We start from the raw sequence: 17,144 nt of genomic DNA, 5'->3' as shown, positions 1-17,144 counted from the left end.
CTCTGAGCCGGACGGCCTCTTAGGCGACCTCTCAGACCACGTCGAACTCGTTGCCCTCCGGGTCCGTCATCGCCACCGCGTAGTGGTCCATCCCGGGCTCGGCGAGCACGCGTACGACGGAGGCGCCCGCCCGGACCAGCCGCGTCACCTCGGCGTCGACGCGCTCTCTGCGGATCGCCAGCGGGACCTCCTCCCGCTTGCCGCCCACCTTGATGTCGAGGTGGAAGCGGTTTTTAACCACCTTGCCCTCAGGCACCTGCTGGAACCAGATCCGCGGGCCTCCGCCCTCCGGATCGACGATGCTGTCGGAGCAGTCTCCGTCGCCGAGCTCCTCATCCGGCACGCCGATGCTCTGCCAGTAGTCTCGCCAGGTGTCGAAGTGGCCCGGCGGCTCCTCCAGCTCATAACGCAAGCCGTCGGCCCAGAAGCGCGCCAGCCGTCCGGGGTCGGCGCAGTCGATCACCAGCTGAAAAGAGACCATGGAGGCATCCTGCCGAAGGGGTCCGACAAATCTTTGTCAGCGGGGCATCTCCAGGACTCGGGCGTGCAGGATCGAGCGCTGGTGCAGGGCCGCCCGGAGCGCCCGGTGCAACCCGTCCTCCAGGTAGAGCTCGCCCTCCCACTGCACCACGTGCGGGAAGAGGTCGCCGTAGAACGTGGAGTCGGCGGCGAGCAGGGAGTGCAGGTCCAGCATGGCCTTCGTGGTGATCAACGAGTCGAGCCGGACCTGCCGTGGGGGGATCTGCGCCCACTCTCTGGGCGTCAGACCATGGTCGGGATAAGGACGTCCGTCACCGACAAGCTTAAAGATCACCCCAACGATTTTAGGAGAGAATCCGATTACTCGTGTTCTACGCCGCCGTTATACAAGATCGGCCTGTGCGCATTTGGCCGGATCGCCGATCTTGTAACCGCGATTCAGGGCGTTGACGCGTTGCTCGGAGCTGCCGTGCGTGAACGACTCTGGGTCGATCCTGCCCTGCGTACGCTGCTGGATCCGGTCATCGCCGACGGCCGCCGCCGCGTCGAGCGCCTCGGCCATCTCCGCGGTGGTGAACGGCTTTTCGTAGAAGCCGGTCTCGACGGCGTGCTTGGCCCACACACCCGCGTAGCAGTCGGCCTGCAACTCCGTCGCCACCGAGTTGCCCTGGGAGAGCTCGCCTAGGAGGTCCTGGGCGTGGTGTCCGTACTCGTGGGCAATTACATACGCCTGTGCGAATGGGCCGCCTTTTGCGCCAAATTGGCTTTGCAACTGGTCGAAGAAGCTCAGGTCCAGGTAGACGCGCTGGTCGCCGGGGCAGTAGAAGGGGCCGACCGCCGAACTGGCCGCGCCGCAGGCGGTGCGCAGGCTGCCGGAGTACAGGACGGTCTTCGCCGGGCGATAGTCGGAAATCTGGGTCTTCCAGTAGTCCTGGATGCTGTTGACCACGCCGACAACCCGGCATTTCTCCGACTGATCGGCGTCCTTGCCAGTACGGCACTGCTGCGACAGGTTCGAGGACGGCTGCCGCTGTTGTGCCGGCTGGTCGGTTCCGCCGCTCAGGTTGTTCAGGACGAAGACTATGACGAGCACGATCAGGCTGACGATTCCGCCGCCGCCGATGACCATGCCGCCGGGGAACCCGCCACCGCCCCCGCCCCCTCCACTACCGCCGACGTCCTCCACCTGTGAGGAATCGAGGTTGGCGTCGTCCCTGAAGTCCATCGCTGAGGTCCCTTCTCGGGTGCTGCTCGGATGACAGCTTCCCGAAAGGGGCGTATAGATGCCAACGGTGAACCTCTCATACCCGCGCGCTTACGCAGAGTATTCACCGGTGGCCGGGCGCAATGTCCGCTAATCTGCCCATATGACTGGTGGTCTGCTGGGAATCGCGTTGGTGTCGCTGGGCATGGTTCTCACCCCCGGGCCGAACATGATCTATCTGGTGTCGCGCTCCATCACCCAGGGCCGCCGGGCCGGGTTGATCTCCCTCATCGGGGTGGCGCTCGGGTTCACCGTCTATCTGACGGCCACCTGCCTGGGCCTGACGGCGATCTTCGCGTACGTACCCGCCGCCTACACCGCCCTCAAGCTCGCCGGCGCCGCCTACCTGCTCTGGCTGGCCTGGAACGCCGTCAAGCCCGGCGGCACCTCCGCCTTCGAGCCGCGCGAGCTGGCGATCGAGCCGCCGCGCAAGCTCTTCGCCATGGGCCTGCTCACCTGCCTGCTGAACCCGAAGATCGCGATCCTGTACCTCTCGCTGCTGCCGCAGTTCATCGATCCGGCCATGGGGCACGTGCTGCTGCAGAGCCTCGCGCTCGGCTCGGTCCAGATCCTCATCGGCACATTGGTCAACGCGCTGATCGCGGTGTCGGCGGGCACGCTGGCGGCCTTCCTGGCCGGCCGCCCGCTCTGGCTGCGGATCCAGCGGTACCTCATGGGCACCGTGCTCGCCGGCATCGCCGTCCACCTCATCGCCGATCGTTCCAAGGCCCTCGCACCGGCATAGGCGCGCAGCGCTTCAGGCGATATTTCGGGAACCGCGTGGCCTCCTGGTGGCATCGTCGATCAGCCCGGTCAGACGCCCTGATCAGGTGAGCGCGACGCGGACGGCCGAGGGGTCGGCTCCGGCAAGAGGGATGGAGAAGACGGCCGTCCGCTCGCGCGCCCCGTACACCACGAACCGCAGGCCGTCCTCGTCCCATACGTCCTGGACGTCCGAGGTGAGCTGCGCGGACGCCGAACAGTACGCGGGGCTGAGGTAGAGCAGGTGCAGCGAGACCTCCAGCGGGATCTCACCCGGTGAGCGTACGGCCAGTGGCCGGCGGAGCCGTACGAGGAGCTGGCGCAGTGGGCTCAGCCAGAAACGGTCCAGCTCCGCTGAGAGGCCCAGCAGGGCGACGACCTCCACCAGGCCCAGCGCGACGAGCGGGGGATCCAGCGCGTACGGCCCTGCCCAGATCGCCGCGACGCCCGCGACACACAGCAGCCCCGCACGGGCGAAGGCGCGCAAGTCCACGGGATGGGAGTGCGCGCCCAGGCAGCCGCACGACGACGTGGGCGCGGCCGCGTACGCATAGGCGAGGTAGGCGAGGAACCCCGCCGAGAGCACGGCGGCGGCCGCGCCCTCCTCAGGGGTGGCGGGCGGCAGCAGCAGCGCGGCCGCCACCGCGAGCTCCACCACCCCGACGAGGCGGAGCGTGGGGACCGCGCGCGCCGAGCCGACCAGCCGGGCCAGTGCGGTCCGTCCGGCTTCCGCCCGCATTCGACGGCTGAACAGTTTCATCAGGGCCGCCCAGACGAGGAAGAGGGCGATCACGTACGGCTGAAGCGCGGCGATCCCTTGCATGTGTCGCTCCTAGTGGGGGGAGAAGACGGTGGCGATGTCGACCTCGTTGGTGTCCGGTCGCCACGCGCCGAGGATCTGCACGTGCTGGCTCACCCGCAGCATCGACAGGTCCGCGGACGGCGGTGACTCGGAGTGGACGGCGACCGACTTGCCCGACACGACGTGGCAGAGGACCTCTTGGCCGTTGTGGTCGAGGTGGATCTTGTCGCTGGTGATGTTCTTGATGTGGCCCTTGATGTTGACGATGTTGAGCCACACCGATTCGGCGGCGAGCACCCCGTCGGGCATCCGCACACCTCGGGCGTACAGGCCGTCACCCGGCTTGGCCTGGTCGAAGGGGACGGGCCCCAGCTTCCAGAGGCTCGTGCCGTCCACGACCCGGATGTTGTGGAAGACCATGTTCGAGCCCAGGACGAGGAGCGTGTTGTCCTTGATGGAGCGGATCCGGCCCTCGGCGAAGTTGGGGTCCACGGAGCCGGGCTCCACTTCGGGCGCCCTGGCCGTGGCGAACGCCGCCTCGGGGCCGAGCGAGCCCAGCGCGGTCGCGGCGACCACGCTGGCCCCGCCCCCGAGCAGGGCGGACTTGAGCATTTGCCGTCTACTGGTCATCGTCAGCTCCCTAGGGGGTCGAGATCTCGCAGGGCCTCAGGCCGGCGGAGAGGCTGGCGATCTTGCTGTAGGCGGCCGGGGTGAGGTCGATCAGGCGGTTGCTGGCGCAGGTCGCGCCGCAGCAGCTCTTCTCACCGCAGAACAGGTCCGTCTGGGGGCCGCAGTCGGCGATGGCGGTGACGACGCTGGTACCGCTGCACAGCGCCGTGATCTTGTGCTGGAACCCGCAGGTCCGCCGGGAGAGGCTGACGCCGCAGGTGTCGGGGTGGGTGATGGCCAAGCAGGCGTCGGAGGTGTTGGGCCAGGCGTGCTGGAGGCTGCCCGAGTTGCAGGTGCCGCAGGCTCCCTTGCCGGTGGTGCTGCACGGTCCCCAGGCTGTGCCGCAGCAGAACCAGGAGACCTCTCCTTGGACGGAGGCGTATAAGTCGATGGGTGGGGGGTCAGTGGGCTGGCGGCGCACCATGCGCGTCCTCCTTGGGGTGGGCTCTGCAGGGGTCCCCCGATGAGGTGGTGAAACTTTCCGACTTGATCCATCAAAACATGTAAGAATTTTTCGTCAATGCCCAATTTGTCCAGACGCGCCCAGCCCGCCTCGTTCCACCGCGCTTGCGACTCGCCCGGACCTACGGCGCTTGTCGGGATCTACGGCGCTTGCCGGGATCTACGGCGCTTGCCGGGATCTACGGCGCTTGCCGGGATCTACGGCGCTCGCCACTCGCTTGGACACGAGATCAGTTCTTCTCCGGCAGTCGCGCCACATCAGATACCGGTCCGAGATGGCCGAGCTTGTCGGGATTGGCCACCGAGTGGATCGCCTGGACCACACCGTCGGCGATGTCGAGTTCGACCACGCTGGCCACGCGCCCTTCGGCGTCGTACATCACCGCGCCCGGCCGGTCGTTGACCCAGGCCGGCCGGAAGGAGACGCCGAGCATCCGGATCCGGCGGAACCCGCCGACGAGCAGCTGCGCGACGCGCCGGGGCTCGGCCGCCGGCTTCGCGATCGCCTGGGCCTTGCCGCCGCCGTCCCCGATGAGCACGACGTCGGGCGCGAGCATGCTGAGCAGCGCGTCCATGTCGCCGCCGGCGGCGGCCTCGAAGAACCTGCGGGCGAGCTTCTCGCCTTCCGCCCGCCGCGCCGGAGGCGGCACGCTGCCGCGCGACGCCGGGGACGGCATGCTGTCGCGCCCCCGCCTCCCGGCGGCGATGCGCTGCCGGGCGCGCGTGAAGATCTGCCGGCAGTTCACCTCGGTCTTGCCGGTCATCTTGGCCACGTCCGGGTAGCCGTACCCGAACACCTCGCGCAGCATGAACACCGCCCGCTCCACCGGCGAAAGGGACTCCAACAGCACGAGGAACGCCATCGACAGCGAGTCGGCCAGCTCGACGTGCTCGACCGGCCCCGGCCCATCGGCGGTCACGACGACCGGCTCAGGCAGCCAGTCCCCGACGTACGTCTCCCGCCGCACCCGCGCCGACCGCAGGTAGTCGATGCCCAGCCGCGTCACCGTCGTCGTCAGGTACGCCTTCAGGTCGGCGATCGTGGTTCCGGCCTGGCGCGCCCGGGTCAGGCCGAGGAACGCGTCCTGCACGATGTCCTCGGCGTCGCCCACCGACCCGGTCATCCCGTAGGCGATGGAGAACAGGAGCGGCCGGTACGCGACCGCGCCCGTCTCATCCGCTGATCCAGGCACTCGGCTCATTTCCTTGGCCTTCTCCTACGTGGACACCTCCGCACGACGTCCAGCAGGTTACCCGGGGGCCTTCGATCATGGTTGCGCGGCGGTCACCAGGCGATGGGGCCGAGGCGATCGATGAAGATCCCGGTCGGCCCGTCGGCGTCGATCGTCGCGAGCCTCACGATCGAGTCGGTGCCCTCGGTGACCGTCAGCTGCCCGGTGTGATGGTTCATGTCGGTGGCCGCGAATTTGTGATTGACGACTTCTCCGGGAGTGGCGATGTTGAACTTGATCTCCGGGAGCGCCTGGGCGTACCGGACGGTGATCATGTTCAGCGCCGCTTTCGACGAGCTGTAGGCGAGCTCGTGCATTTTCGAGGCGGGCTGCTCCGGATCGGTCACGACCGCGAAGGAACCAACGGCGCTGGACACCATCACCACCCGCGGATGATCGGCCGCCCGCAGCAAGGGCAGGAAGGCCTGCGTGACCCTGATCGGTCCGTACACGTTGGTGTCGTAGACGGAGTGAATCTCGTCGACTGTCGCGTCGGCCGGCGCGATGGCCTTTCCTGGCGCGCCGGCGTTGTTGATCAGCACATCCAGCCGATCGGTGTGCTCCCGGACGAGCCGTACGGCGGCGGTGACCGATTCGTCCGAGGTCACGTCCAGGGGGACCATGACGACGTTCGCGCCACCGTCGGTGAGCTTGTCGGCGGCTGCCTGTCCGCGGCCTTCATCACGCGAGCCGAGAAAGATCGTCCAACCCTGCTCGCCGAGCCGCCGGGCCGCCTCGAGGCCGAGTCCCTTGTTGGCGCCAGTGATCAATACCGAGGTCTGTTCCGAGTTTGTCATGGCCTCTATGACGGAATGCCCTGCTCGGCTGTGACGCGTTGTGAGCGAGCTCACAACGCGGACTGGTGCCGGTGTCTCTTCGCCGGGACGGAAATCCGGCGGGGCCGCCGGTGCGCGACCCCGCCGGAGGTCTTCGCTCAGTTGCAGGGGCTCGAGGTCCATTCGCTGTAGCGGCTGATGGTGCCCCAGGTCGAGACCTCACCGTCGCAGAATTCCGTCTTGGCTCCGACCACGTTGTTGTGCGCGGAGTCGGAGTAGTACGCCGTGTTGCACTCATAGCCGGCCGGGCAGCGGAAACCCAGCGTGCCGGCTTGTGCGGTGGTCGGTATGACAGCGAGGGCGGCGGCGGCCAAGGTCGCAATGCCGAGTACGCGACGGATCATGAATCGTCCTTCCTGATTGCGGGAAAGCGGATGGGACCCGGCGGAGTCGCCGGGAAACGGCTCATAGGTCCGCGACGCCCTGGCCTGCACGGGGCCGGTCGGGAGGGCGACGAGGGCGGTGGTGGCCAGGCTAAGGCGATGAGGCGCGACAGATCATGAATGGTTCTTCGTCAGCACGAAGGCGGAGTCTCGGCGGGATCGCTGGAAACGAACTGCCCGGCGTTTCACGTTCCGCTCAGCAGGGGCCTCGATAGTAGTCCGAGTAGTTGCTGCGCACACCCCAGACGTACACGGTGCCGTCGCAGAGTTCCTCTCTCAGTCCGATCTCGGTGGTGTGGGCGGCGTCGGAGTAGTAGGTGGTGATGCAGAGGTAGTTTTCCGGGCAGGCTGAGGCCTGCGCGGGGCCGGTGGGGAGGGCGATGAGGGCAGTGGTGGCCAGGGCTGCTGCGACCAGTGCGCGACGGATCATGAATCGTCCTTCCTGAGCACGAAACGGTGTGGGACTCACCCCCCTGGGCGGCGACACAACCCATGATCGAAATGATCCGTCCCGTCCGAAGGAAACGCAACACTTACAGACATGGATGACGATCTGTAGAACGACAGGTGCATTCGCGTCCCGCGCCATGACGTGTTGCTGTTATCGGACGCATGGATGATGCGTATCGACGCGCTCACCTGGTGTCATGTCCGCTGTTCATGCCGCCGCGTCTGCGCTGGCCCGATAATTCGGACACTGGTTTTTTGATTTACGGATGGAGTAAGGTCGCCGGCTGTGGTCTGGCCTGCTCTGCGAGGCTGGAGAGCAGGCTGACGTGAAGGGGCGGATGCGCCAGGCGTTCGAGTCGGCCGAACCGGCGTCGATCAGCGAGGCGCCGGACTATTTCGAACCGCAGATGCTCTTAACGAATTCCTGGTACCACTGATCCTCCTCGCCCGCGAGGGAGGGATCGGGATAAATGGTTTCCTCGCCCTTCGGTCGGAGTACGCGGAGTGGTATCGGCCACGTCCCACGGGGGACGATCTTGCAGTTTGTCACGCGATATTTGAGTTGGAGAGCAATGCTCTCGCCAGGGAGAATCACATACGGCCCTCGTCGTTGGGGGTTGAGCAGCCGCATTCCTGGCCCGCTGCGCCCAATCCCGACGATGGTCACGGACTCCTTGCCGGCGTTGCCGAACTGTATGGAGATTTCGAAGCCGCCTTTGCCACTGCCTCCGCCCATCCCGCCCGTCAGCGAGATGTGAGGTTCTTTGACCGCGACGGGGACCCGGACGGCCGTGGTCTTCGCGGGGGGAGATGTCGCTTCAGACGTGTCTGCGTTCACCGCTGATCCGTTGAGAAAAAGGGCCACGGATAAGAGCGCGACGGCGCCGGCAGAAGAACGGGGTGGGATGATCACCCGACATATCCTTCACCACTCCAGCCCGATCGTAAAGTGGTAATTGGATCATAGCGTAGGGGATTACCGCCCTCTTCCGTCGCTTCTCAAGATGGAAGGGAAGCGCGTCCGATGATGTTTCTCGCTCTCATCTACATTTTTCCTGGTGGTGTATTACGCCGACAGCTTCGTGGGCGCCGGGAGACCGGCGCCTGCTTCGCCGTGACTTGGGCTCGGGCGACGGGGCAGCAACAGCGGGCTGGCGAGGATCAGCACTCCCGCGATCGTGATGGCCGTGCGTGGGCTGGTGGCGTCGGCGAGCAGGCCGCCGAGCGCGCTCAAGATGGCGATGGCGGCGCTGCTGCTGATCGACCAGGCCGACAGGGTGCGGGCGGTGCGGTCTGAGGGAGTGTGTTCGAGTCGGTAGGTGGCGAGTACCGGGTTGTACAGGCTCATGCTGATGATGATCGCGAACTCGACAGCCATCACGATCGCGAGGCCGGCGACACCGGGACGGACGAAGGCGAGGCCGATCAGCCAGACCGCGCGCAGCGTGCCGACCGTACGGAGGATCCGGGGTTGGCCGTACCGCGCCACGACGCGGCGGGCGAGGCGTGAGCCGATGAGTCCGCCGACGCAGGGGACAGCGAAGGCGAGGCCGTACTCCCAGGGGGAGAACCCGAGCTCGCGGAGCAGGAGCACGCCCAGTAGCGGCTCGGTGGCCATGATCAGTCCGCTGACGAGCAGGTTGTTGAGATAGAGCGCCCGCAGGCCGGGATGGGTCAGGATGTGCCGAAAGCCGTCGAGCAGCTCGCCGGCCCGGGCCCGGCTCTTGTCGGTGCGTCGCGGGGGTTCTTCGCGGCCGCGAATGGCGCTGATCCCCAACGCGGACAACAGGTAGCTGAGCGCATCGGCCACCACAGTGGTCACCGGCCCGAACAGGCCGATCGCCGCCCCGCCCAGCGGCGGCCCGACCGCGATCGAACTCCACGTCGTCGACTCGAACCGCGCGTTGGCCACGAGCAGATCATCCGGCCGTACGAGGGTCCTGAGGTGGGCGCCGCTGGCCGCGTTGAAGGCGATCTTGGCCGCGGCTGTCACCGTCGAGACAACCAGTAGCTGTACGAAACTGAGCTGGTTGAAAGCGTAGGCGAGCGGGATCGTCATCATGGCCGCGAACCGAGCCAGGTCCATCGCGATCATGATCGGCCGCTTGCGCCGAAACTCCACCCACGGCCCGAGCGGCAACGCGATCAGCGCGCCCACCGCCGGCCCCACGGCGGACAGCGCGGACACCTGGGCGGGGCCGGCATGCAACACCAGCACGGCTATCAGGGGCAATGCCCCGAATCCCAAGCCGGAGCCGTAGGCGCTGACCGCGTACGCCGCCCACAGCCAGCCGAACCGCCGGCCCAAGGATCGTCTAGCCACGAAGCTCCACATCTCCCCGCTCCGAACAACTTGCCGCTGACCGCTCCGATCCAAGCAAGGCCGAGAAGGCGGATCAAACAACGCGGTTGGCGGCAAGCCACAACCATTAGTTGTGGGAGTAGCGTGTGGTGTGTGGATCTCAACGCCGTACGCACATTCGTCGCCGTCGCGGACGCAGGCCAGTTCCAGGAAGCCGCCGCCGAGCTGTCGATCACCCAGCAGGCCGTCTCCAAGCGCGTCGCCACGCTGGAGAAAGACCTCGGTGTGCGCCTGTTCACCCGTACGGCGCGCGGAGCCCAGCTCACTATCGACGGCCAGGCGTTCCTGCCCCACGCCCGTGAACTCCTCCGGGTGGAAGAGCGGGCGGACGCGTCCGTACGTCCTGGTCGGCGTGCGCTACGTGTCGACGTCGTCAACCGGCGGGTCGCGGCTGGGGTGCTGCTGCAGGACTTCTACCGTACGCATCCCGAGATCGAGCTTGATGTCGTGACCCTGAAGGGCGACGTCGAGGCCGCGATCGCCGCTGTCGAGGCCGGGACGATCGACGCCACGTTCCACGCCGTCACGGTTTCCGCGCGGCATCTGCCAGACCCGATCAGGACTGCCCGAGTGATCGACGAGCCGCACCAACTACTCGTCGGACCCCGCCATGCGCTCGCCAAAGCTCACGCAGTCACGCCCGCGCAACTTGCCGGGCACCGAATCTGGATGCCCGGCATGGCCCCAGAAACCGAATGGGCCGGCTACTACGACGAACTCGCCGCCGCGTTCGGTCTCACGATCGACATGGTCGGGCCCAGCTTCGGAATCGAGGCGCTGCTGGCCGAGATCGCGGACTCCTCCGAACTGGCGACCCTTGTCGGCGAAGGCTCGCGGTATCTGTGGCCGGACAGCTACGACCTGCGGCGCATACCGGTACGTGACCCGGCGCCGCTCTACCCGATGTCACTGATCTGGCGCGACGACAATCCGCATCCCGCGCTCGTCGAACTCCGCGACTATCTCGACTCCAGGCGAGAGGACGTATCCGACACCGAGGTCTGGTTGCCCACATGGGGACAATGATCAGCTCGCTCGCGCGGTGAACGCCAGGAGGGGTGCGGCGGTCCGCGGCGGATCCTCGAGCATGGGTGAGTGTCCGAGGCCGGGCAGCAACTCGACCGTCGCGCCCGGAACGACGCGGTAGTCGGCGGCGGATGAGGATCGCCATCTCCGATCGTCCTCGCCGAAGATCACCAGCAGCGGCTTGCCGAGGGACGTCAGCCGCTCCGGGAGCGCCCGCTGCTCCAGATACTCGCGGATGCCCTGCATAGTCGCGGTGAGCGTGTGGTACGTCATCGCGCGTACCTCGTTCAGGAGCTCTTGGGGGATCTGGTAGCCCGCGCGGCTGAAACCGGTGCTCGCGAACTGGCGGAGCTGCTTGTCGGTCGGCGGCCACTGCGAGGGCGCGATCGCGGCGGACTCCGAGGCGATGAAGGCGGCCAGGCTGGGCCCGGTGTTGATGAGCGCGAGCGCGGTCACCAGGTCGGGCCGCTGTTCGGCGAGGGCGGTGGCGACCGCGCCGCCGCTGGAATGGCCGACGACGATGGCGTGCTCGACGCCGAGCCGGTCCAGTGCCGCGCCCACCCGGCGTCCCTGCTCCGGGGTCGCGTAGCTGCGGTCGGCCGGTTTGGCTGACCGGCCGTGGCCCAGCAGGTCGATCCGGATGACGCGATGGGACGTGGTCAGCAGCGGAACCAGCGTGTCCCATGAGCGGGTCGAGGACGCGGACCCGTGGATGAGCAGGATCACGGGGGCGTCGTCGGGGCCGTCCTGGCACACGTAGATGTCGTCGTCGTCCAGAGACAGGGTCTCGGCGTGGCCTTTCACGCCGTCAGAAATGGTCATGAAACCACTGTCGCCGCTGGTACGCGCCGGCGGATTGGACGAATGTTCCTCTCCTTGGCGTGCGTAGCATGGGACGGTGCGGACATTCGTCCACGGTGCGGCTGTGTGGGAGGTCGCATCCCCGCAGCGGCCCAGCCGGGTGGCCGGTGTCACCATGGCCGGGTTCCGGGTCGGTGACCTGGACGCGCTCCGGATGGTCCCGCACCCGGCCGTGACGCTGCTGCTGGACTTCGGCGCCGGTTCGCCCATCCTGAACGACGCCGCCGGGCGGCAGCAGCTGGGAAGCGTCGTCGCCGGGCCCGGGATCGGGTCCGGGGGCGCGGTGTGGGCGCGGGGGGAGAACGTCGAGTGCGTACAGGTGCGCCTGTCCCCGGTGATCGCCCGCGCGATTCTGGGCGCTTCCCCCGCCGAGCTCGACGGCGCCGTGGTGGCCCTCGACGACCTGTGGGGCCGGGAGGCGTCACGGATCCGTGAGCGACTGGGCGAAGTCTCGTCGTGGGAAGATCGCTTCGCGCTGACGGACGCGTTGCTCGCCCACCGGTACGAGGCGGGGTCGCCGCCGGTGGACCCGGAGGTGGCCTGGGCCTGGGACCGGATCGTCGGCGGCCACGGCCTGGTCCGGGTCGACGGACTGGCGGCCGAGGTCGGATGGAGCCGTAAGCGCCTTTGGTCCCGGTTCCGGTCGCAGCTCGGCCTGCCGCCCAAGCGCGCCGTGAAGCTGGTCCGGTTCGACCATGCCGCCCACCGCCTGGTCGCGGGTGAAGGTGCGGCCCGAGTCGCGGCCGACGCCGGCTACACGGACCAGTCCCACCTGCATCGGGATGTTGTGGCGTTCACGGGAGTAACCCCCGCGACCGTGGCGGACGAGCCGTTTCTGGCGGTTGACGACATCGCCTGGCCCAGCCACTCACTCGCCAACCCACAGACCACAGCGAGATCGATCGCGCTCAGCAGCAGTTCTCCGAGGCGGTGACCGGTTCGTCGCCCGATGCGGCGGCTGGGGTACAGCAGGCTGAGTCGGTCTCCTTGGCCAGGGTGTCGGCGTCGCCCTTGACCACGTACACCTCCCATGGCTCGGCTCCCGGGCCGTGCACCCACACCTTGTCCTGGAGGGCGTAGCAGCAGGAAGTGTCGTTCTCCTCGAAGGTGGCCAGGCCGGCGTCCTTGAGCCGCCGGGTGGCGGCGTCGACCTGGGCGGTGTCCTCGACCTCGACGCCGAGGTGGTCCATGCGGGTCGCCTCTCCCTCCTCGCCTTCGATCAGCACCAGCTTGAGCGGCGGCTCGGCGATGGCGAAGTTGGCGTAGCCGGGACGGAGCTTGGCCGGTTCGGTGCCGAACAGCTTGGAGTAGAAGGTGATCGAGCTCTCCAGGTCGGCGACGCGGAGGGCGAGCTGGACGCGAGACATGACGATCTCCGATCGTTGTTTCGACGGATGTCTAAGCAGCCTCGAGTTTGCGCTTCTGATTAGAAGTCTGTCAAATTAGAGATATGTCGAAACAGGAGCTACCGGTGGTCGCCTCCGGATGCTGCACGCCGCTGATTGCGGAGCCGATCACCGAAGACGAGGCCGCCGAGACGGCCCGCGTGTTCAAGGCACTGGGCGACCCGATCCGGTTGCGGCTGCTGTCCCTGATCGGTGCCCACGAAAGTGGCCGCCAGGTCGGCAACGGGGTGTGCGTGTGCGAGCTGACCGAGGCTTTCACGGTCACCGCGCCGACGATCTCGCACCATCTCAAAGTGCTGCGCGAGGCCGGTCTGATCGACAGCGAGCGGCGCGGCACCTGGGTGTACTACTGGATCGTCCCGGCCACGCTCAAGCGTCTGACCGGCGTACTGGCCCTGCCCGAGACGCTTGCCGCGGACGCGCGGTGAACCTGGCGCGCCGGGCCCTGGCCGAGTTCGCCGGCACCGCGGCCCTGGTGGCGATAGTGGTCGGCTCCGGCATCATGGCGGCTGATCTGTCGCGTGACGTCGGCGTACAACTGCTGGCCAACAGTCTGGCCACAGCAGCGGGCCTGGCCGTGCTCATCGTGATCCTCGGACCCGTGTCCGGCGCGCACTTCAATCCGGTCGTCTCCGTCGCGGCCTGGGTACTCACCCGCCGCGACGCTGACCCGGCGGTGCGTGGCCGGGAGGTGGCGGCCTACGTTCCCGCCCAGATCGCCGGAGCGATCGCGGGGGCCGTCCTGGCGAACGCCATGTTCGCGCTCCCGGCCGTTCAGATCTCGGCTCGTGACCGGTCGGCGCCTCATCTGCTGCTGGGTGAGGTGGTGGCCACCGCCGGGCTCATCGTGGTCATCTTCGCCCTGACCCGGCAAGGCCGCGCCGCGCTGGCACCGGTCGCGGTCGGTGGCTACATCGGCGCCGCCTACTGGTTCACCAGCAGTACGAGCTTCGCCAACCCCGCCGTCACCCTGGGGCGAGCGTTCACCGACACCTTCGCCGGGATCGCCCCCGCTTCCGTGCCCGGTTTCATCGCCGCCCAGCTGGCCGGTGCCGCGCTGGGCGGCCTGCTGCTGGTCCTGCTCTACCCGAACAGCCCGCAACACGTCTCCGGTTCCAATTACCAAGCCGCCGATCAGCCCCGATAGGAGAAACCCGTGCCCGACGTGCTGCCGCAGGTGTTGTTCGTGTGCGTGCACAACGCCGGCCGCTCCCAGATGGCCGCCGCCTTCCTGACCCACCTGGCCGGCGGCCGGGTACGCGTGCGTTCGGCTGGTTCCGCGCCCGCCGATGAGGTGAACCCGGCCGTGGTGGAGGCGATGGCAGAGCGTGGCATCGACATCTCCGCCGAGATCCCCAAGGTGCTCACGGTCGATGCCGTCCAAGCCAGCGACGTCGTGATCACCATGGGTTGCGGCGACGCCTGCCCGATCTTTCCCGGCAAACGGTACGAGGACTGGGTGCTGGACGACCCGGCAGGGCAGGGCGTCGAAGCCGTACGTCCGATCCGGGACGCGATCGAGGCCCGCGTACGCGCGCTGATCGCCGACCTGACCTCCACTCCCGCGGACACGGCGACCAGGTGAGCGTCGCCGCGAATCTGGACGGGCCAATCATCGGCATATAGCGAGACATCGTACTGATCGAGCGTCGCAGTCACATCGTCACCTGAACTCTCTCGGTAAGTCCGGCCGCTCTCATACCTGCATGGAATGTCGCCATCTGCGGCTTCCGCGACCAGTCTTCATCGTCTATCGTCGATTAACGATGAATGGAGAGAAGAGGCCGCTCGATCGGCCTACCGCCGCCGAGTACGCCTCCTGGTTCAAGGCCCTGGCGGACGCCACCCGCGTGCAGATCGTCTCGCTGCTGGCCCGGAGTGGCGCGCCGATGAGCGTGGGCGAGATCGTCGAGGCCGTCGATGTGGGCCAGTCCACCGTCTCGGCGCACCTCAGGATTCTGTCCGAGGTCCGGTTCGTGCTGGTCGAACGTGTCGGCACCGCGGCCTTCTACCGGATCAACACCGTGTGCGTGGAGTGCTTTCCCAGCGCAGCCGATCTCGTCATGGGCCGTCCCGCTCCCAAGCCGCCCACCTGTACGCCCGCGTCAGGAGATACCGATGAGTGAACCCACTGACAGGCGTGAGGCCACCGTCCAGCGCTACTCCGGGCTGGCCCAGCTGGCCGTGTCCGGCGGCACACCGCTGGACTGCGAGGCCGGCGCCTTCACCGACGGTTGTTTCGGCTCCGCCGCCTACGCCGACGGCGACGCACCTGAGATGCCAGAGGCAGCCCTGCGCGCCAGCCTCGGCTGTGGCAACCCGCTCGCCGTCGCCGACCTTCGCCCTGGCGAAACGGTGCTGGACCTCGGCTCCGGCGGCGGCCTGGACGTACTGCTGTCCGCCCGCCGCGTCGGCCCCACCGGCCGCGCCTACGGCCTGGACGCCAGCCCCGACATGCTCGCCCTGGCCCGCACCAACGCCGAACAGGCCGAAGCGAAGAACGTCGAGTTCCTGCACGGTCACATCGAGGACATCCCGCTGCCCGCGGCCGCTGTGGACGTCGTCATCTCCAACTGCGTCGTCAACCTCTCCACCGACAAGCCCGCAGTGCTGGCCGAAGCCTTCCGCGTCCTGGTACCCGGGGGCCGCCTGGGCATCAGTGACGTGATCGCCGACGACGACTTGAACCGCGACCAGCGCATCGCCGCCGAACAGCGCATCGGTTGTGCCAACGGCACCCTCACCGCCCGCGAGTACGAGCGACTACTACGAGACGTGGGCTTCACCAGCGTCCGCGTCACGCTCACCGACGACACCGGCGGCGGACTCCACTCCGCCATCGTCCAGGCCCTCAAGCCGAACGACGGCTGACACGAGCGGGTGCTTTGCGATACCGGGGACGCTGCCCCGGAGTGTCACAGCCGGTCTTCCGCGCTCAGCGCGCGGCGAACCGCAGCGCAAGATCTGGCTGTAACACTGGGGCCCGCCGTTACCTGTATCGGTAGAGGATTCGGCCGCGGGCGAGGTCGTAGGGGCTGAGCTCCACGAGCACCCGGTCGTACGGCAAGATCTTGATGTAGTTCTTCCGTATCTTCCCGCTGATGTGCGCCAGCACCTTGTGGCCGTTCTCGAGCTCTACCTTGAAGGTGGCGTTGCGTAGGCACTCGACGACGGTGCCCTCCACTTCGATGCCGCCTGCTTTTCTTGCCATGATTTCTCCGGAGTGGCTGTGAGGTCGGTGCGGAAACGGATCCTGTTGCCGCAACCGTGATCGGGGCGCCTCGGCAGGCGCGGTTGTCGCGGACGGCGGCCGTGGCCCGACCGTCTCGCCCGGCGATGGGTGGGGCGTCAGCGGAGTACCAGCTCCAGGTTGCTGCTCGCACGCCGGGCGCCGACGCGCTCGAAGAGTGCTATGGCCGCCCCGTTGGATTCGTTCACCTCGGCCGATGCCGTTTCGATCCCGCGGCGGTGCAGCGAACCCAGCACATGGGCGAGCAGCGCCCGGGCGATACCGCGGCGGTGCTGGTCGGACCGGACCGCGATCAGCCCGATCCGTGGCTGCCGGATGACCGGCGCCACCCGGAGCAGCCCCACATATCCATCCGATTGTGCGGCCACCGCGTACTTCGACGGGTCCAGCACGGTAACGCCGTCCGGGAGGGGCAATACCTCAGCCGGCATCTCCTGCCATCCGACGGTGGCTTCGACCTCGTCGCGGATCACGCGGTCCAGCTCGCGCAGAGGGCCCTCCTGCGCCTCGCCGACGCCCACGATCGTCACGTCCGACGGTGGTGGCGCTGAGCCGAGTCCTGTGACCTGCGGGTCGGTGGGTACGAGGTACTCCCACTCGCGGCGTCTGGTCGTGAAGCCGGCTCGTTCCCAGTGGGACGTCAAGTCGAGGTCGGTTTCGTCGACCAGCGTGTACAGCGGCTTCGGCAGGTCCGCCAGCATGGCTTCGGCGAGTTGGTCGAAGACCGCGCCGTGCCACGCGTCGATGCTGACGAAGATCCGTCCGTCGGGCCTGCGCGAAGTGTCGCCGCGGCCGACCACCCGGTCGTCCGCCAGAGCGTGCCATTGCCGCTCCGCGACCCGCGCGATCACTACGGGATGCTCGCCCATGTCTGAAGTGAAACTGTTCATAGGTTGTTG

Annotated in this window: 24 protein-coding genes; 8 read left to right on the top strand and 16 right to left on the bottom strand. The window is 67.7% G+C overall.

Going from position 1 to position 17,144, the window contains the following annotated elements:
* Nucleotides 1-31 precede the first annotated feature (31 nt).
* Genes AB0C30_RS00295 through AB0C30_RS00285 form a run of 3 tightly spaced genes read right to left on the bottom strand, consistent with a single transcriptional unit; the run spans nt 32 to nt 1,705 of the window.
* Entirely contained in the window at nt 32-481 is a 450-nt protein-coding gene (locus AB0C30_RS00295) for a VOC family protein (RefSeq protein ID WP_357937954.1), read from the bottom strand.
* Between the two features lie 36 nt (nt 482-517).
* The gene (locus tag AB0C30_RS00290; RefSeq protein ID WP_357937951.1) at nt 518-814 is read right to left on the bottom strand and encodes a type II toxin-antitoxin system VapB family antitoxin; all 297 of its coding nucleotides are present in this window, start codon (nt 812-814) and stop codon (nt 518-520) included.
* A 48-nt stretch (nt 815-862) separates the two neighbouring features.
* Nucleotides 863-1,705 (bottom strand): neutral zinc metallopeptidase, encoded by an 843-nt coding sequence (locus tag AB0C30_RS00285; protein WP_357937948.1) that lies wholly within the window; start codon nt 1,703-1,705, stop codon nt 863-865.
* A 142-nt stretch (nt 1,706-1,847) separates the two neighbouring features.
* Here AB0C30_RS00285 and AB0C30_RS00280 point away from each other — a divergent pair, with 142 nt between their 5' ends.
* Nucleotides 1,848-2,489: a LysE family translocator gene (locus AB0C30_RS00280; RefSeq protein WP_357937945.1), complete on the top strand. Its 642-nt coding sequence runs from the start codon at nt 1,848-1,850 to the stop codon at nt 2,487-2,489.
* An 81-nt stretch (nt 2,490-2,570) separates the two neighbouring features.
* Here AB0C30_RS00280 and AB0C30_RS00275 read toward each other — a convergent pair whose 3' ends face one another.
* The 9 genes from AB0C30_RS00275 to AB0C30_RS00235 form a co-directional block, all read right to left on the bottom strand.
* Nucleotides 2,571-3,329 carry a MauE/DoxX family redox-associated membrane protein gene (locus tag AB0C30_RS00275; RefSeq protein ID WP_357937942.1) on the bottom strand — a complete coding sequence of 253 codons (759 nt, stop codon included), beginning with the start codon at nt 3,327-3,329 and terminating at the stop codon, nt 2,571-2,573.
* A 9-nt stretch (nt 3,330-3,338) separates the two neighbouring features.
* The gene (locus tag AB0C30_RS00270; RefSeq protein WP_357937939.1) at nt 3,339-3,938 is read right to left on the bottom strand and encodes a cell wall protein; all 600 of its coding nucleotides are present in this window, start codon (nt 3,936-3,938) and stop codon (nt 3,339-3,341) included.
* A gap of 10 nt (nt 3,939-3,948) precedes the next feature.
* Nucleotides 3,949-4,401 (bottom strand): hypothetical protein, encoded by a 453-nt coding sequence (locus AB0C30_RS00265; protein WP_357937936.1) that lies wholly within the window; start codon nt 4,399-4,401, stop codon nt 3,949-3,951.
* A 268-nt stretch (nt 4,402-4,669) separates the two neighbouring features.
* Complete coding sequence (gene sigJ / locus AB0C30_RS00260) at nt 4,670-5,632, bottom strand: RNA polymerase sigma factor SigJ (RefSeq protein WP_357937933.1); 963 nt, start codon at nt 5,630-5,632, stop codon at nt 4,670-4,672.
* A 92-nt stretch (nt 5,633-5,724) separates the two neighbouring features.
* Nucleotides 5,725-6,630 (bottom strand): SDR family oxidoreductase, encoded by a 906-nt coding sequence (locus tag AB0C30_RS00255; protein ID WP_357937931.1) that lies wholly within the window; start codon nt 6,628-6,630, stop codon nt 5,725-5,727.
* The gene (locus AB0C30_RS00250; protein ID WP_357937928.1) at nt 6,606-6,851 is read right to left on the bottom strand and encodes a DUF6289 family protein; all 246 of its coding nucleotides are present in this window, start codon (nt 6,849-6,851) and stop codon (nt 6,606-6,608) included. Before AB0C30_RS00250 ends, AB0C30_RS00255 begins: the two co-directional genes overlap by 25 nt.
* A gap of 235 nt (nt 6,852-7,086) precedes the next feature.
* Entirely contained in the window at nt 7,087-7,320 is a 234-nt protein-coding gene (locus AB0C30_RS00245) for a DUF6289 family protein (RefSeq protein WP_357937925.1), read from the bottom strand.
* A 411-nt stretch (nt 7,321-7,731) separates the two neighbouring features.
* Nucleotides 7,732-8,253, bottom strand: a complete 522-nt coding sequence (locus AB0C30_RS00240) for a hypothetical protein (RefSeq protein ID WP_357937922.1) — start codon at nt 8,251-8,253, stop codon at nt 7,732-7,734.
* A 153-nt stretch (nt 8,254-8,406) separates the two neighbouring features.
* Nucleotides 8,407-9,663: an MFS transporter gene (locus AB0C30_RS00235; RefSeq protein WP_357937919.1), complete on the bottom strand. Its 1,257-nt coding sequence runs from the start codon at nt 9,661-9,663 to the stop codon at nt 8,407-8,409.
* Between the two features lie 132 nt (nt 9,664-9,795).
* On the opposite strand from AB0C30_RS00235, the gene AB0C30_RS00230 reads away from it, so the two are divergent.
* Entirely contained in the window at nt 9,796-10,728 is a 933-nt protein-coding gene (locus AB0C30_RS00230; RefSeq protein WP_357937916.1) for a LysR family transcriptional regulator, read from the top strand.
* Here AB0C30_RS00230 and AB0C30_RS00225 read toward each other — a convergent pair whose 3' ends face one another.
* Complete coding sequence (locus tag AB0C30_RS00225; RefSeq protein ID WP_357937913.1) at nt 10,729-11,550, bottom strand: alpha/beta hydrolase; 822 nt, start codon at nt 11,548-11,550, stop codon at nt 10,729-10,731.
* A 76-nt stretch (nt 11,551-11,626) separates the two neighbouring features.
* Here AB0C30_RS00225 and AB0C30_RS00220 point away from each other — a divergent pair, with 76 nt between their 5' ends.
* Nucleotides 11,627-12,523 (top strand): helix-turn-helix domain-containing protein, encoded by an 897-nt coding sequence (locus tag AB0C30_RS00220; RefSeq protein WP_357937910.1) that lies wholly within the window; start codon nt 11,627-11,629, stop codon nt 12,521-12,523.
* On the opposite strand, the gene AB0C30_RS00215 is transcribed toward AB0C30_RS00220, so the two are convergent.
* Complete coding sequence (locus AB0C30_RS00215; protein ID WP_357937907.1) at nt 12,498-12,956, bottom strand: ArsI/CadI family heavy metal resistance metalloenzyme; 459 nt, start codon at nt 12,954-12,956, stop codon at nt 12,498-12,500. The two genes, AB0C30_RS00220 and AB0C30_RS00215, sit on opposite strands and share 26 nt — an antisense overlap.
* Nucleotides 12,957-13,039: 83 nt before the next feature.
* Between AB0C30_RS00215 and AB0C30_RS00210 the strand changes: the two genes are divergently transcribed.
* The 5 genes from AB0C30_RS00210 (at nt 13,040) to AB0C30_RS00190 (ending at nt 15,866) form a co-directional block, all read left to right on the top strand.
* A complete protein-coding gene (locus AB0C30_RS00210) occupies nt 13,040-13,423 on the top strand; it encodes a metalloregulator ArsR/SmtB family transcription factor (RefSeq protein ID WP_357937904.1) in 384 nt (127 codons plus the stop codon).
* Complete coding sequence (locus AB0C30_RS00205) at nt 13,420-14,142, top strand: aquaporin (RefSeq protein ID WP_357937901.1); 723 nt, start codon at nt 13,420-13,422, stop codon at nt 14,140-14,142. Before AB0C30_RS00210 ends, AB0C30_RS00205 begins: the two co-directional genes overlap by 4 nt.
* 9 nt (nt 14,143-14,151) lie before the next feature.
* A complete protein-coding gene (locus tag AB0C30_RS00200) occupies nt 14,152-14,580 on the top strand; it encodes an arsenate reductase ArsC (RefSeq protein ID WP_357937898.1) in 429 nt (142 codons plus the stop codon).
* Between the two features lie 181 nt (nt 14,581-14,761).
* Complete coding sequence (locus tag AB0C30_RS00195) at nt 14,762-15,121, top strand: metalloregulator ArsR/SmtB family transcription factor (RefSeq protein WP_357937895.1); 360 nt, start codon at nt 14,762-14,764, stop codon at nt 15,119-15,121.
* Nucleotides 15,114-15,866, top strand: coding sequence for a methyltransferase domain-containing protein (locus AB0C30_RS00190; protein WP_357937892.1), 753 nt, complete (start codon nt 15,114-15,116; stop codon nt 15,864-15,866). Before AB0C30_RS00195 ends, AB0C30_RS00190 begins: the two co-directional genes overlap by 8 nt.
* A gap of 118 nt (nt 15,867-15,984) precedes the next feature.
* Here AB0C30_RS00190 and infA read toward each other — a convergent pair whose 3' ends face one another.
* Complete coding sequence (gene infA, locus AB0C30_RS00185; RefSeq protein ID WP_357937889.1) at nt 15,985-16,206, bottom strand: translation initiation factor IF-1; 222 nt, start codon at nt 16,204-16,206, stop codon at nt 15,985-15,987.
* 137 nt (nt 16,207-16,343) lie between these two features.
* Nucleotides 16,344-17,114, bottom strand: coding sequence for a GNAT family N-acetyltransferase (locus AB0C30_RS00180; RefSeq protein ID WP_357937887.1), 771 nt, complete (start codon nt 17,112-17,114; stop codon nt 16,344-16,346).
* Nucleotides 17,115-17,144: the final 30 nt, after the last annotated feature.

The organism is Nonomuraea sp. NPDC048901 (genome assembly GCF_040649695.1).
In the GTDB taxonomy this organism is placed as follows: Bacteria; Actinomycetota; Actinomycetes; order Streptosporangiales; family Streptosporangiaceae; genus Nonomuraea.
This window is presented reverse-complemented; position numbering and strand designations above follow the sequence as displayed.